Annotated in this window: 15 protein-coding genes; 7 read left to right on the top strand and 8 right to left on the bottom strand. The window is 67.3% G+C overall.

Annotated elements, in window-relative coordinates:
* Positions 1-216 precede the first annotated feature (216 nt).
* The 3 genes from RMR04_RS30170 to RMR04_RS30180 all read left to right on the top strand — a co-directional run bounded on the left by RMR04_RS30170 (position 217) and on the right by RMR04_RS30180 (position 3534).
* The gene (locus RMR04_RS30170) at positions 217-1266 is read left to right on the top strand and encodes a YihY/virulence factor BrkB family protein (RefSeq protein WP_311912178.1); all 1050 of its coding nucleotides are present in this window, start codon (positions 217-219) and stop codon (positions 1264-1266) included.
* A gap of 5 nt (positions 1267-1271) precedes the next feature.
* On the top strand, positions 1272-2513 hold the full coding sequence (locus RMR04_RS30175; RefSeq protein ID WP_311912179.1) for an NAD(P)/FAD-dependent oxidoreductase: 1242 nt from the start codon (positions 1272-1274) through the stop codon (positions 2511-2513).
* Between the two features lie 139 nt (positions 2514-2652).
* On the top strand, positions 2653-3534 hold the full coding sequence (locus RMR04_RS30180; protein WP_311912180.1) for a VOC family protein: 882 nt from the start codon (positions 2653-2655) through the stop codon (positions 3532-3534).
* A 13-nt stretch (positions 3535-3547) separates the two neighbouring features.
* On the opposite strand, the gene RMR04_RS30185 is transcribed toward RMR04_RS30180, so the two are convergent.
* The 6 genes from RMR04_RS30185 to RMR04_RS30210 form a co-directional block, all read right to left on the bottom strand.
* Positions 3548-4000 carry a GNAT family N-acetyltransferase gene (locus tag RMR04_RS30185; RefSeq protein WP_311912181.1) on the bottom strand — a complete coding sequence of 151 codons (453 nt, stop codon included), beginning with the start codon at positions 3998-4000 and terminating at the stop codon, positions 3548-3550.
* The gene (gene cysK, locus RMR04_RS30190; protein WP_311912182.1) at positions 3997-4983 is read right to left on the bottom strand and encodes a cysteine synthase A; all 987 of its coding nucleotides are present in this window, start codon (positions 4981-4983) and stop codon (positions 3997-3999) included. The genes RMR04_RS30185 and cysK overlap by 4 nt, the downstream gene beginning before the upstream one ends.
* Positions 4984-5067: 84 nt before the next feature.
* Positions 5068-5520 (bottom strand): RrF2 family transcriptional regulator, encoded by a 453-nt coding sequence (locus tag RMR04_RS30195; protein WP_311912183.1) that lies wholly within the window; start codon positions 5518-5520, stop codon positions 5068-5070.
* Positions 5517-6023 carry a dUTP diphosphatase gene (dut, locus tag RMR04_RS30200; protein ID WP_311912184.1) on the bottom strand — a complete coding sequence of 169 codons (507 nt, stop codon included), beginning with the start codon at positions 6021-6023 and terminating at the stop codon, positions 5517-5519. The genes RMR04_RS30195 and dut overlap by 4 nt, the downstream gene beginning before the upstream one ends.
* 2 nt (positions 6024-6025) lie before the next feature.
* Positions 6026-7345 (bottom strand): phosphopantothenoylcysteine decarboxylase domain-containing protein, encoded by a 1320-nt coding sequence (locus RMR04_RS30205; protein ID WP_311912185.1) that lies wholly within the window; start codon positions 7343-7345, stop codon positions 6026-6028.
* Between the two features lie 125 nt (positions 7346-7470).
* Complete coding sequence (locus tag RMR04_RS30210) at positions 7471-8925, bottom strand: AMP nucleosidase (RefSeq protein ID WP_311912186.1); 1455 nt, start codon at positions 8923-8925, stop codon at positions 7471-7473.
* Positions 8926-9093: 168 nt separating this feature from the next.
* Between RMR04_RS30210 and RMR04_RS30215 the strand changes: the two genes are divergently transcribed.
* The 4 genes from RMR04_RS30215 (at position 9094) to RMR04_RS30230 (ending at position 11096) form a co-directional block, all read left to right on the top strand.
* Positions 9094-9441 (top strand): ArsR/SmtB family transcription factor, encoded by a 348-nt coding sequence (locus RMR04_RS30215; RefSeq protein ID WP_311912187.1) that lies wholly within the window; start codon positions 9094-9096, stop codon positions 9439-9441.
* Positions 9442-9535: 94 nt separating this feature from the next.
* The gene (locus RMR04_RS30220) at positions 9536-10078 is read left to right on the top strand and encodes an SRPBCC family protein (RefSeq protein ID WP_311912188.1); all 543 of its coding nucleotides are present in this window, start codon (positions 9536-9538) and stop codon (positions 10076-10078) included.
* Positions 10079-10143: 65 nt separating this feature from the next.
* On the top strand, positions 10144-10626 hold the full coding sequence (locus RMR04_RS30225) for a DUF1579 domain-containing protein (RefSeq protein WP_311912189.1): 483 nt from the start codon (positions 10144-10146) through the stop codon (positions 10624-10626).
* Positions 10627-10664: 38 nt separating this feature from the next.
* Positions 10665-11096, top strand: a complete 432-nt coding sequence (locus RMR04_RS30230) for a VOC family protein (protein ID WP_311912190.1) — start codon at positions 10665-10667, stop codon at positions 11094-11096.
* A gap of 132 nt (positions 11097-11228) precedes the next feature.
* Here the strand turns inward: RMR04_RS30230 and ubiB are convergent, their stop codons facing one another.
* Entirely contained in the window at positions 11229-12785 is a 1557-nt protein-coding gene (gene ubiB, locus RMR04_RS30235; RefSeq protein WP_311912191.1) for a 2-polyprenylphenol 6-hydroxylase, read from the bottom strand.
* Between the two features lie 166 nt (positions 12786-12951).
* A complete protein-coding gene (ubiE, locus tag RMR04_RS30240; protein ID WP_311912193.1) occupies positions 12952-13713 on the bottom strand; it encodes a bifunctional demethylmenaquinone methyltransferase/2-methoxy-6-polyprenyl-1,4-benzoquinol methylase UbiE in 762 nt (253 codons plus the stop codon).
* Positions 13714-13719 lie beyond the last annotated feature (6 nt).

Here is a 13719-nt window from a genome sequence, read left to right on the forward strand (position 1 = left end):
TCTGGGACTCAAGGCTCTGGCGCCGCGCCTTGCAGCGCGGCCCATCGGGAGCATCCGAGCCCTTCCGCGCGTTCGTCACGCGCGCCGGTCCTTGAACAGAAGAAAGCGTTAAGGTTAACAATCACCTAAGCCACCGCATCGGGGCTGATACGGAACAAGCGTTGCGCTGCGTTGTTGCAGCTACGCTGTCGTCATGGCGGTGGAGACGATCAGCCGATGGCCTTCCTGAAACGCATTGCCGGGTTGGCCAGCGCGGCCGTGGCTCTGGGCTATGCCTATGGCGCGGTATCGCGGCGCTTTACACGGAGCTCGCGGGAGGCTGCGCGCGGGCGCACAGCCTCCTCCCCGCTGGAGATGACCTGGCTCGGCTGGAAGGACGTGCTGCTGCGCTTTTCCGGCAATGTCGCCGACAACCGGCTGGCCTCGCTCGCCGGAGCGGTCGCCTTCTACACCTTGCTGTCGCTGGTGCCGGCGCTCTCGCTCCTGGTGACGATCTACCGTTCCTTCACCGATCCCTCGACCATCGCCGAGCAGCTCGACGGCCTCACCATCGTCTTCCCGCAGGCTGCGCGCGACCTGATCCATGAACAGGCCATGCGGCTTGCCGGGCAGAGTTCCTCGGCCCTGTCGCTCACCGTCCTGATCAGCGTCCTCGTCGCCTTCTGGAGCGCAAACGCCGCCGTGAAGGCGATTTTCGATGCGCTCAACATCATCTATCGCGAGCGCGAGAAGCGCAGCTTCCTCAAGCTCAACGCCCTATCGCTGATGACGACGATCAGCGGCGTGGTGCTGCTGGCGGCGGCGTTGATCGTCATCGCCTCCGTGCCTGTCGTGACCGCGCTGTTCCCCTTCGCCTATGAGCTGGAGCGGCTGTTGCGACTGGTGCGCTGGCCGTTCTTCCTCATCGTCGCGATGCTCTCCATCGCCTGTCTCTACTGGATCGGCCCGAGCCGGCGCGCGGTGCGCTTCGCCTGGGTGATGCCCGGGGCGGTCGGTGCGGCCTTGCTCTGGGCCGCCGCGTCCTGGGCCTTTTCCTGGTATGTCGGAACGCTCGGCAACTACACCGCGACCTATGGGTCGCTTGCGACCGTCGTGGTGTTCATGACCTGGCTCTGGCTTTCGGCAGTGATCGTGCTCGCTGGGGCCGAGTTCAACGCCGAGCTCGAACACCAGACCGCTCACGACACCACCATGGGCAACCCGAAGCCGCTGGGCCAGCGCGGCGCGGCCATGGCCGATTCGGTCGGCGGGCCGACGGCGGATTGAGGCTGATGCTCGATCCCGACACCACCCGCCAGGACGATCTGCGCAGCGGCCGCGGCCCATGGCTCGCTGGCCCGGCGCGTCCAGCCAGCGAAGAGCTGGAGGCCGATATCCAGTGCGATGTCGCGATCGTCGGCGGCGGCATCACCGGCGCGATGGTGGCGGAACATCTCACCGCCTTCGGCCACAAGGTCGTCGTGATCGACCGCGAGCGGGAGGGTTTTGGCAGCACGGCTGCAAGCACCGCCATGCTGCAATGGGAGATCGACCTGCCGCTGCGCCGGCTGGCGGAGCTTTACGGCTTCGACCGCGCCGCCGATCTCTATCGCCGCAGCTTCCGCGCCGTAGCGGGCCTGGGCGAGCTGGTTGCGCGGCTGGAACTCGGCGCGGCCTTCGTCTCGCGCGACACGGTCTATCTCGCGGCGGGCGAGGTCGGCCCGCGTGAGCTTCGGGACGAGCATGCCCTGCGCGAGCGGGCCGGGCTTCCCGGCGCTCTGCTCGACCATGCGACGCTGCTCGGCGCCTTCGGTTTCGACCGGGCGGCCGCGCTCGTCTCGCCGCGCTCCGCCGAGGCCGATCCGCTCAGCCTGTGCCACGCCTTGCTGGCGCGAGCCACTGGGCGCGGCGCGCGCCTGATCCGGGACGAGGCGGTTGCTTTCGAGAGCAGCTCGCAAGCTGCCGCCGTCAAGCTCGCTGGCGGCCGGACTGTCGAAGCCGGCCATGTCGTGCTCGCGACGGGCTATGTGATGCCCGCTTGCGTGACGAGCGACCTGCACAGAACCGCCTCGAGCTGGGCAATCGCAACCCTGCCGCAGCCGCCGGCGGCGCTCTGGCCCGGTCCGGCGCTGATCTGGGAGGCTTCTGAGGACTATATCTACTGCCGCACGACGACCGATGGCCGCATCGTGCTCGGCGGCGAGGATGAAGCGACCGAGGATCCCGAACTGCGCGAGCAGCTGGGGCCGCAGAAGACGAAAGCCTTGCTCGGCAAGCTCAAGGCGCTTCTGCCGCAGGCCGAAGCGACGCTTGGCCATGCCTGGTCGGGCGCCTTCGGGCAGACTTCGGACGGGTTGCCATTGATCGGGCGGGTGCCCGGGCAGGCGCGCATGCTCGCAGCCTATGGCTATGGCGGCAACGGCATCACCTTCAGCTTCCTCGCCTCGCGCATGCTCGCTTCGCTGATCGGCGGGGTGGAAGCGCCATGGTTCCAGCATTTCGCGATCGACCGGCGCGACCCGACCAAGCCTTGAGCCCTGTGTCCTGAGCCCTACCCGCGATTGCGCTGCTGCAATCATGAGCTTGCCACCACCAGGGGCGACAAGGCGGGCGAAGATCACCATCTTCCGGCTCACACGGCCAGTGAAGGCCGGCTCATTTTCGGAGGCTGCCATGCTCGCGGTCCAAGATTCCAACCGGGATTCTAAATCCGCCTCGCCCGTCCGGCTCGAAGCGCTGGATGCGCCCTTCCATATCGGCGCGGTGGCGTTGAGGGTTCACGACCTGGCGAAGCTGACGGCGTTCTATCGTGACGCGATCGGCCTTGCTTTGATCCATCAGGAGCCCGGCCTCGCCACGCTCGGCGTCGATGGCGAGGTTCTGGTGCGGCTGGAGGCGGGCGCCGAGCGCCCAACCTCGCTGGCAGGCCTGTTCCACCTCGCCATCCTGCTGCCCTCGCGCAGCGCCCTGGCCGATTGGGTCGGCCATGCCGCCAATGCGCAGATCGCGCTCGAAGGCGCCTCTGACCATCTCGTCAGCGAGGCGCTGTATCTGTCGGACCCCGAGGGCAACGGCATCGAGATCTATCGCGACCGCCCGCGCGCCGACTGGCCGCGCCGCGACGGTGCGATCAAGATGGCGACCGAGCGGCTCGATCTGCAGGCGCTGCTAAGCGAAGCCCAGGCTAGCCCCTATGCCGGCATGCCCAGCGGCACGCGCATGGGCCATATCCATCTGCGCGTCGGCGAGACGGCTGAGGCCGAGGCCTTCTATGCCGGCAAGCTCGGCTTCGAGCTGATGGTACGCTATCCCGGCGCGAGCTTCCTCTCCAGCGGCGGCTATCATCACCACATCGCCGGCAATATCTGGAACAGCCGTGGCGCCAGCGCACGCGGCGAGGGCGAAGCGGGGCTCGGCTTCTTCGAGCTGGTGGCTCGCGATGCCGGGGATTTCGAGACGATGCGCCAGCGCATCCTGGCGGCCGGCGGCAGCGAGGATGCCAAGGGACCCTCGATCGCCGATCCCTGGGGCAACAGGCTCATACTGCGTCGCTAACAGGTGGCCGGGCTTAGCGCTCCAGCAGATGTGTGCGCGTCGCGCCGCTGAGATCGCGCCGAAAACCTTCCGCATCCCAGAAGGCGGCGGCGCGGTCGTCGGCAGCGCGGAGGGAGAGCCGCGCCGCCACGGCAAAACCCTGCTGGATCAGGGCCGCCGCAATGGCGCGCCCGACACCATGGCGGCGCCAGGCGGGACGCACATAGACATGGCGCAGCCGGGCGAGATCCGGTTCCGGATCGTAAGGGTCGGGTGTGAGGCCGCCCAGCCCCGCCAATTCGCCCTCCGCGAAGGCTGCGAAGAGCACAGGCAGATCGCCATCGCCGGCATAGTCGCCGCGCGCGACCTCGTCAGTCAGCCGGTCGAGGAAGGCGTAATCCTCCCCGGCCGCCTCTTGTCGCAAGGCCTCGAAACCGTCCGGCAGCGCAGCACCGACGCGGACGATCTGAATCGTGGCCGGCGTCACAGACCCTCGAACAAGGCGCTCGAAATATAGCGCTCGGCGAAGGAGGGGATGATCACGACGATGGTCTTGCCGGCATTCTCCGGCCGCGCGCCGACTTCGAGCGCCGCAGCAACTGCCGCGCCGGACGAGATGCCGGCTGGGATGCCCTCGCTCTTGGCAAGGGCGCGCGCCGTCTCGAAGGAGGTCTGGTTGCCGACGGTGACGACCTCGTCGATGACCGAGCGGTCGAGGATGCCCGGCACGAAGCCCGCCCCGATGCCCTGGATCTTGTGCGGGCCGGGCGCGCCGCCCGACAGCACCGGCGAATCCTCGGGCTCGACCGCGATGATCTTCACGCCGGGATTGCGCGCCTTGAGCACCTGGCCGACGCCGGTGATGGTGCCGCCCGTGCCGACGCCGGAGATGAAGATGTCGACCTTGCCGTCAGTGTCGTTCCAGATCTCCTCGGCGGTCGTCTTGCGATGGATTTCCGGATTATGCGGGTTCTCGAATTGCTGCGGGATGATCGAGCCCGGAATCTCCGCCTTGAGCTCCTCGGCCCGGGCGACAGCGCCGCGCATGCCGCCGGGACCGGGCGTCAGCACGAGCTCGGCGCCGAGCAGCGCCAGCATCTTGCGGCGCTCCAGCGACATCGTCTCCGGCATCACCAGGATCAGGCGATAGCCGCGCGCGGCGGCGACAAAAGCAAGCGCGATGCCGGTATTGCCCGAGGTCGGCTCGATCAGCGTGCCGCCCGGCTTCAACGCGCCGGAGGCCTCCAGCGCATCGACCATGTTGACGCCGATGCGGTCCTTGACGCTGGAGATCGGGTTGAAGAATTCGAGCTTGGCCAGGATCGTCGCCTTGACGCCGCGCTCGGCCGGCAGGCGGTTGAGCTTGACCAAGGGGGTGTCGCCGATGGTGTCGGTGATCGATTCATAGACCCGGCCGCGGCCTGGGGCCTTGCTCGGAGCGGAGTGGAGCGTGCGCGCTGCCTCGGTCATGGAATCCTCCTGGGAATGATCGTGATTTATGGCGACGCTAGTTCAATTCACAGTCCATGTCGATGATAGACATTATATACAAATTTAGATTGTGAAATCGGTGGTCGCGCTTGCCCCGTCAAAGGCCGCGCTGCGCTCCGCCTGCTGGCACAGCTCCTCGACGGTGACCCCATCCAGTGTCGAGAGAAAGGCCTGCGAGGCTCGTTCCACCTGCGGGCCGACCACGAGGTCGATCAGGCGCGATTGCGGCATGGGCCCGAGTCCATCCTCGCCAACCTCCTGCATCGCCGCGCGCGCGATCTCGCCGGCGGTGATCCGGCGGCGCTCGCGCGCCAGCTCATAGCCGCCGCGCGGACCGCGCACGCCCTTCAGGATGCCGACCCGGACCAGCGCCTGCAGCAGCGTCTCGAGATGGCGCGGTGGCAGATCATGCCGCGCCGCCAGCATTTTGGCCGCGACCGGCGAGGGCCGCGCATGCAGGGCGATATCGACCACCGCCGCGATGGCGAGCAGGCTGCGGCGCGAGAGCAGGTTCACGCGACCGCTCCCTTGTCCGTGTCCGACTTGACGGTGTCCGATTTGGGCATGTCCGAGACGCCGGTCGAGCCAAAGCCGCCGGCGCCGCGCGCGGTTTCGTCCAGGATTGTCGTCTCGACGAGATTGGCCTGCGTGACCGGCGCGATCACCAATTGCGCGATGCGGTCGCCGCGACGGATCGTGAAAGGCTCCTGGCCGAGATTGATCAGGATGGCCGTGACCTCGCCGCGATAGTCGCTATCGACCGTGCCCGGCGCGTTGAGCAGGGTGATGCCATGCCGCAACGCCAATCCCGAGCGCGGGCGCACCTGCGCCTCGAAACCGGCCGGCAATTGCAGGGCAAGGCCGGTGGGAACCGCAATGCGCTCGCCGGGAGCCATGACGAGCGTGTCGCCCTCTGCCAGCGCCGCGCGCAGATCGAGCCCGGCCGCGCCCGCGCTTTCATAGGCCGGCAGCGGCAGCCCGGCGCCATGTCCGACGCGGCGTACGGGGATCGTGACCATGCCTAGGCTCCCGCCTTCGAGACGCCCGTCAGCCCGGCGAGATGCGCGATCAGGCGGCTCGCGACCTCCTCCTTCGCCAGGGTCGGCCAGGTCTCGACGCCGTCGCGGGTGACGAGATGGACGGTGTTGGAATCGCCGCCCATCACGCCGGTGCCGCCGACGTCATTGGCGACGATCAGGTCGCAGCCCTTCCTCGCGAGCTTGGCGCGGGCATAGTCGATGACGTTTTCCGTTTCCGCCGCGAAGCCGACGACGAGAGCCGGCCGGCCGGTCTTGCGATGAGCGACGGTCGCCAGGATGTCGGGGTTCTCGACCAGCGCCAGGGCCGGCGTCCCACTAGTGCCCTTCTTCATCTTCTCCGGCGCTGCGTCCGCGACGCGCCAATCGGCGACGGCGGCCGCGAAGACCGCGATGTCGGCGGGCAGCGCCGCCTCGGTCGCCGCCAGCATCTCGCGAGCGGATTCGACATGGATCGTGGTGACGCCGTCGGGGTCGGGCAGGCCGACGGGGCCGGAGACCAGCGTCACGCTGGCGCCAGCGGCTGCAGCTGCGGCCGCGATTGCATGACCTTGCTTGCCCGAGGAGCGGTTGGCGATGTAGCGCACCGGGTCGATCGGCTCATGCGTCGGTCCCGATGTCACCAGCACATGCTTGCCGGCGAGCGGCTTCTGCGCGATGGCCGCGCCGCCCGGCGTGCGACCGAGGAAGCCGATCGCACGCGGTTGTGCCGCCATATCGCCGGCCAGAGCACGCTCGATCGCGGCCAGGATCTCGAGCGGTTCGGCCATGCGGCCCGGCCCGTTCTCGCCGCGCTCGGCCATGGCGCCGGAATTGGGCCCGACGACGAGCACACCGTCCTTCTCGAGCTGCGCCATGTTGCGGCGCGTCGCCGGATGCTCCCACATCCTGGGATTCATCGCGGGCGCGATCAGGATGCGCTTGTCGGTGGCGAGCAGCGCGGTCGAGGCGAGGTCATTGGCAAGCCCCGTCGCCATCTTGGCGATGAGATCGGCGGTGGCGGGCGCGACGACGATGAGGTCGGTCGAGCGCGACAGCGCGATATGGCCGATATCGGCCTCGTCGGTCAGCGAGAACAGATCGGTGAAGCAGCGTTCGCCGGCGAGCGACGAGACGGAGAGCGGCGTGACGAACTCCTCGCCCGCCTTAGTCAGGATGCAGCGCGAGGCGATGCCATGATCCTTCAAGCGCCGGATCAGCTCCAGGCACTTATAGGCGGCGATGCCGCCGCCGATGATCAGGAGGATGGAGCGGGAGGCGGGCAAGGCGGAGGTTCCTGAGCCGGGATACCCTTCACCTAGCATCCGGCGGGCGGGGCTGTCATGGGGCGGGCCGCCTTGCCGTCATGCTCGGGCGCAGACCCGAGCATCTCCTGCCAGAGATTCTCGGGTCTGCGCTTCGCTAAGCCCGAGAATGACGGCAACGAGCCTCACCGAAACGGCGGCTCGTCGAAGCTCCTGAGCTTGCGCGAGTGAATGGTCGAGCCCGCTTCCTTGAGCTTCTCCAGCGCCGCGAGCCCGATCTTGAGATGCTCGCCGACGGCGCGCTCATAGAAGGCGTTCGCCGCGCCGGGCAATTTGATCTCGCCATGTAGAGGCTTGTCGGAGACGCAGAGCAAAGTGCCGTAGGGCACGCGCAGACGGTAGCCTTGCGCTGCGATCGTGCCCGATTCCATGTCGACCGCGATGGCGCGCGAGAGGTTGATGCGGCGGCGCTCCTTGGTCCAGCGCAGCTCCCAGTTACGGTCGTCCTGCGTCACGACGGTGCCGGTGCGCAGCCGGTTCTTCAGCCGGTCGCCCTGCTCGCCCGTCACTTCCGCCGCCGCCTGTTGGAGGGCGACCTGGACCTCGGCGAGCGCCGGGATCGGGATGTCGGGCGGCACCAGCTCGTCCAGGATGCCGTCCTGCCGGAGATAGGCATGGGCCAGGACATAGTCGCCGATGATCTGCGTCTGGCGCAGACCGCCGCAATGGCCGACCATCAGCCAGCAATTGGGCCTGAGCACCGCGAGGTGGTCGGTGATGTTCTTGGCATTGGAGGGGCCGACGCCGATATTGACCAGCGTCACGCCGTCGCCCTTGCTGCGGATCAGGTGATAGGCCGGCATCTGGAAGCGATGCCAGGGCGCCGACATCACCCGCTCGGCTGCCGAAACGTCGATGCCGTCGCGCTCGATCCGCACACCGCCCGGCGTCACCAGGGCCTCGGCCGTGCCGGCTTCGATCTCAGCCAGCGCCAGCCGCACGAACTGGTCGACATAGCGGTGGTAGTTGGTCAGCAGCACCCAGGGCTGCACGGCGCGCCAGTCGGTGCCGGTGTAGTGCACCAGCCGCCGCAGCGAGTAGTCGACCCGCACCGCATCGAACAGCGAGAGCGGGCGCGGCTCGCCCTCGACGATGTCGAAGGTGCCGTCGGCGATCTCGTCGCCGACCAGGGAGAGCAGGGGCGTCGGGAAATGCCGGGCGAGCTCGGCCGCCGTGACCTTGCCGCGCCCGAGCTCGTCGCCGCCTTCGAGCGCATAGGGGTAGGGGATTTCCTGATGGCTCACACCGGTCTCGATCGTGGCGCCATATTCCTCGACGAGCGGCTGCAGCTGGTCGAGCAGATAGGCGCGGAATTCGGCCGGCTGCGTCACCGTGGTCGAATAGATGCCGGGCGCTGCGAATTTGGCGAAGCCGCGCCGCGTCGCGGCGGGCAGCTTCGAGGGCTCGTAGGTGACGCGCAGCAGCGGATAGCGATAGCGCGCGCGCTCTTCTAGCGTCGGCGCCTCGCCCGTATCGAAAAAGCGCTGCAGATCGCCGCGCAACGCCGTCTTCGCGTCCGCATAGAGCAGCTCCAGCCGGTCGACGGCGGCGTCTGGCGTGGCGGCGGTCTCGAATGTCATGGGGCGAACGTACCTCTCGTTCGGTCGAGCTTCTAGCTGCGCCACTGCCCCGCTGACAACAGGGATGGGTCCCATGCAGGCCGGTTGGAGTGTGGCGCTGCCCGCTTGACAGCGAAGCGGCACGGCATTATTGAACCATCAAGTTAATTAACTCATCGGTTTAATTCAATGTCGAGCGACCCGCTCAGCCTCACCCTGTCCGCCCTTGCCGACCCGACGCGGCGCGCCATCCTGGCGCGGCTGTCGCTGGGCGAGACCTCGGTGACGGAGCTGGCCGAGCCCTTCGCGATGAGCCTGCCGGCCGTCTCCAAGCATCTCAAGGTGCTGGAGCGGGCCGGGCTGATCACGCGCGGCCGCGAGGCGCAATGGCGGCCCTGCCGGCTCGACCCCGGCCCTCTGCGCGAGGTGTCGGAGTGGCTGGAACATTACAGCCGTTTTTGGGACCAGAGCCTGGGACGATTGGAGGAGGTGCTGCGCGAGATGCAGGCAGCGCCGGCCGAGGACGGTCAACCGTAACGCGGTTTCGAACGAAGCGGACATCGGTCCGCGTAAAGAAAACGCATTGAAACAAAAGCAAGAGCCGCGTGGCGGCGTCAAACGAGGAAAACCCATGCTCAAGACCGTTCTTCTCAGCCTGCTGACGATCCTCGCCATCGGCATCGTCGTGGTGCTGATCCTTGCCGCAATGAAGCCCGACAGTTTCCAGGTCCAGCGCGCCATCGCCATCAACGCGCCGCCCGAGCGCGTCTACCCGCTGATCGCGGATTTCAGGGCCTGGGGCGCCTGGTCGCCCTGGGAGAAGAAGGATCCCAACCTGAAGCGCAGCTTCAGCGGGGCCGAGACCGGCAAGGGGGCGATCTATGCCTGGGCGGGTGACAAGAATGTCGGCGAAGGCAGCATGGAAATCGTCGAGGCCGAACCGTCAAGCAAGATCGGGCTCAAGCTCGACTTCATCAAGCCCTTCGAGGCCCATAACGCCGCCGTCTTCGCACTGCAGCCGCAAGGCTCTGCAACGAACGTGACCTGGACGATGACGGGACCAACCCCGTTCTTCGCCAAGATCATCCATGTCTTCTTCAACATGGACCGGATGGTCGGCGGCGATTTCGAGGCCGGCCTCGCCAGCCTCAAGGCGCAGGCCGAGCGCCGGTAGCGGCCAAAGACGACGCGGACACAGAGCCGCGCTTTCGACAACCACATGATCAGGGAGATCGCCCGATGCTAGCCGAACCACGCAAGGAACACGCCTGGCTCCAGCAATTCGTCGGAGAATGGGCATCCGAGATGGAGTGCTCGATGGGGCCGGACAAGCCGCGCCAGACATCGACCGGGACCGAGAGCGTGCGCTCGCTCGGCGGCCTCTGGACGCTGGGCGAAGGCAAGGGCGAGATGCCCGGCTGCGGCCCCGCGACGACGCTGATGACGCTCGGTTTCGACCCCGAAAAGGGCCGCTTCGTCGGCACCTTCACCGGCTCGATGATGACGCATCTATGGGTCTATGACGGCTTCCTCGACGAGACCGGAACCGTGCTGACGCTGGAGACCGAGGGGCCGAGCTTCGCGGGCGACGGCAAGATGGCGAAATATCGCGACATCATGACTGTCCTGAGCCCCGATCACCGCGTCCTGACCTCCAATGTACCAGGCGAAGACGGACGCTGGACCGAATTCATGACAGCCCATTACCGCCGGACCGCGTGAGCGCGGCCTTATCCCCTCCAGATGCAAGGACAGATCCCATGAAGATCGCCCCCTATCTCTTCTTCCCCGGCAATTGCGAGGAAGCCTTCACCGCCTATGAAAAGATCCTCGGTGGCAAGATCATCGCCATGATGAGCCATAAGGGCACGCCAGCCGAGGGCCAGGTCGCTCCCAACTGGGTTCCCAAGATCATGCATGCCTGCCTCCAGCTCGACGGCGGGCAGATGCTAATGGCGTCCGATTCCCCGCCCGAGCGCAGCGAGGGGCCGATGCAGAGCGTTTCGGTCAGCGTCACGGTCAAAGATACGGCCGAGGCCGAACGCATCTTCGCCGCGCTCTCGGATGGAGCCAGGATCAAGATGCCGCTGGAGGAGACCTTCTGGGCGCCGCGCTTCGGCATGCTCCAGGACCGCTTCGGCACGCATTGGATGATCAGCAGCGCCCCTGCGGAAGCCTGCGTGGTGGCCTAAGCGATCTGCTCCACCTCCCCGTCATGGTCGGCCTTGTGCCGACCATCCACGTCTTGCGACCGCGATGAAGCAAAGACGTGGGTGCTCGGGACAAGCCCGAGCATGACGGCAGTGGCTGGGCCTATGTCGAGCTTATCCCAGCACCGCATAGGCGATCAGGCCCGCGATCAGCCAGAGCGCCCAATTGCCCCAGCGGTTGCGCTGAGCCTCGGCCCGGCCGATCGCCTCGATGCTGCGCTCATCCAGCGTAAAGCCATGCCGTGAGGCATCTTCGAGCTGGCCGAGCACGCGCTCCGCCCGGCCGACGGTCTCGGGCAGGCTGGCGAGGCTGAAGGCGAGCGAGCGCGCCCCGCGCCCGACATCCTCGATCTTGCCCAGCGGCCCGAGATTGCGGGTGATCCAGTCGCGCACCACGGGCTCGGCCGTGGTCCACATGTCGAGATGCGGATCAAGCGTGCGCGCAACGCCTTCGACCACCACCATGGTCTTCTGCAGCATCACGAGCTCGGTACGCGTCGCCATGTCGAACAGGCCGGTGATCTCGAAGAGCAGGGTCAGGACCTTCGCCATCGAGATCTGGTCGGCGCTCTTGTCGTGGATCGGCTCGCCGACCGCACGGATCGCCTGGGCGAAATCCGCGACCGCGTGGTGGCCCGGCACATAGCCGGCCTCGAAATGCACTTCCGCCACGCGGGTATAGTCGCGGGTGATGAAGCCGAGCAGGATTTCGGCGAGGAAGCGCCGCTCCTTCAGTCCGAGCCGGCCCATGATGCCGCCATCGACGGCGACGAGCCGCCCTGACGAGTCGACGAACAGGTTCCCCGGATGCATGTCGGCATGGAAGAAGCCGTCGCGGATCGCATGCTTCAGGAAGGACTGGATGACGGTGCGGCTGAGCAGCTGGAGATCGTGCCCGGCGGCCCGCAACGCTTCGATGTCGGAGAGCCGGACGCCGTCGATCCATTCATCGACCAGCATTTCGCGCGCGGTGAGCTGCCAATCCGGCGTCGGCACGCGGAAATCGGCATCGTCCTTGGTGTTCTCGGCGAATTCGGAGAGGGCGGCGGCCTCCAGCCTGAGATCCATCTCCATCGTCACGGAGCGCGCCAGCGTCTCGACCACACCCGACATGCGTAAGCGACGCGCCTCGGGCGAACGTCGTTCCGCCATCTCCGCGCCGAAGCGCATCGCCGCGAGGTCGCGGTGGAAGCGGTCGCGGATGCCGGGCCGCAGCACCTTGACCGCGACCTCCGAGCCATCCTTCAGCCGGGCGCGATGCACCTGCGCGATCGAGGCGGCGGCGACGGGCGGCCCGAATTCGGCGAAGATCGCCTCGACCGGCCGGCCATGGGCGGCCTCGATCGCGGCGCGCGCCTGTTCCATCGGGAACGGGGCCATCCGGTCCTGCAGAGCCGAGAGATCCTCGGCGATCTTCATGCCGACGACATCGGGCCGTGTCGCCAGGAACTGGCCGAATTTGACATAGGACGGTCCAAGCCGCGTCAGCGCCGCTGCAAGCCGCGTCGCGGACGAGCCGGCGCCCTTGCGTTCGATCAAGCGCCCGAGCCGGATCGCGGCGCGCGCCAGCGGCGGCAGGACCGAGGGATCGACGAGCGCAAGCGCGCCCTCGCGGGCCAGCACGAAGCCGACCCGCGCGGAACGGGCGAGATGGGCGGTGGCAGTGATCATGCGCGGCAACCGATCACGAGGTTGGCCGCAGCTGAGATCCAATTCGCGCCGTCATCCCGGGCGACCGAAGGGAGACCCGGGATCCATTCCTGAACGGTTCCCGCATGGGGCCCGGGTCTGCGCTTCGCTCCGCCCGGGACGACGGCGCGGTTAAAATAGCCGGGATTCACAGCTTCCAGCCGGAATGCAGCGCCACGACCCCGCCGGTCATCGGCGTGAACTTCGCCCGCCGGAAGCCGGCATCCTCGATCATGCCGGCGAAGGCCTGCGGCTTGGGGAATTTGCGGATCGATTCGACGAGATACTGGTAGGGCTCGGCCTCGCCCGTCACCATCCGCCCCATCGGCGGTATCACATTGAAGGAATAGGCCTCGTAGACCTTGTCGAGCAGCGGCACGTCGACATGGCTGAATTCGAGGCAGAGGAAGCGCCCGCCGCGCTTGAGCACGCGAAACGCCTCGGACAGCGCCTTGTCGATGCGCGGCACGTTGCGGATGCCGAAGGCGATCGTATAGGCGTCGAAATGGTTGTCCGGCAGGCCGAGCGCCTCGGCATTGCCCTGGACGAAGCGGATGCGATCGTCATCGGGAAAACGCTTCTGCGCCCGGTCGCGGCCAACGCTCAGCATCTCAGCATTGATGTCGAGCACGGTGACGTCGGTCTGCAGCCCGCCGGCTGCGAGCACCTGGAAGGCGACGTCGCCGGTGCCGCCGGCCACGTCGAGATGGTGGAAGGGCCGGTCCTTCGCTGGCTTCAGCGTCGTGATCAGCGCATCCTTCCAGAGCCGGTGCAGGCCCGCCGACATCAGATCGTTCATCAGATCGTAGCGGCTGGCGACCTTGTGGAAGACGTCGTCGACCTTGGCCTGCTTCTCGACGAGCGGCACGGTCTCAAAACCGAAATGAGTGGTGTCGGAGGCTGCTGTCACGGCGCG

Source organism: Bosea sp. 685, from assembly GCF_031884435.1.
GTDB lineage: Bacteria > Pseudomonadota > Alphaproteobacteria > Rhizobiales > Beijerinckiaceae > Allobosea.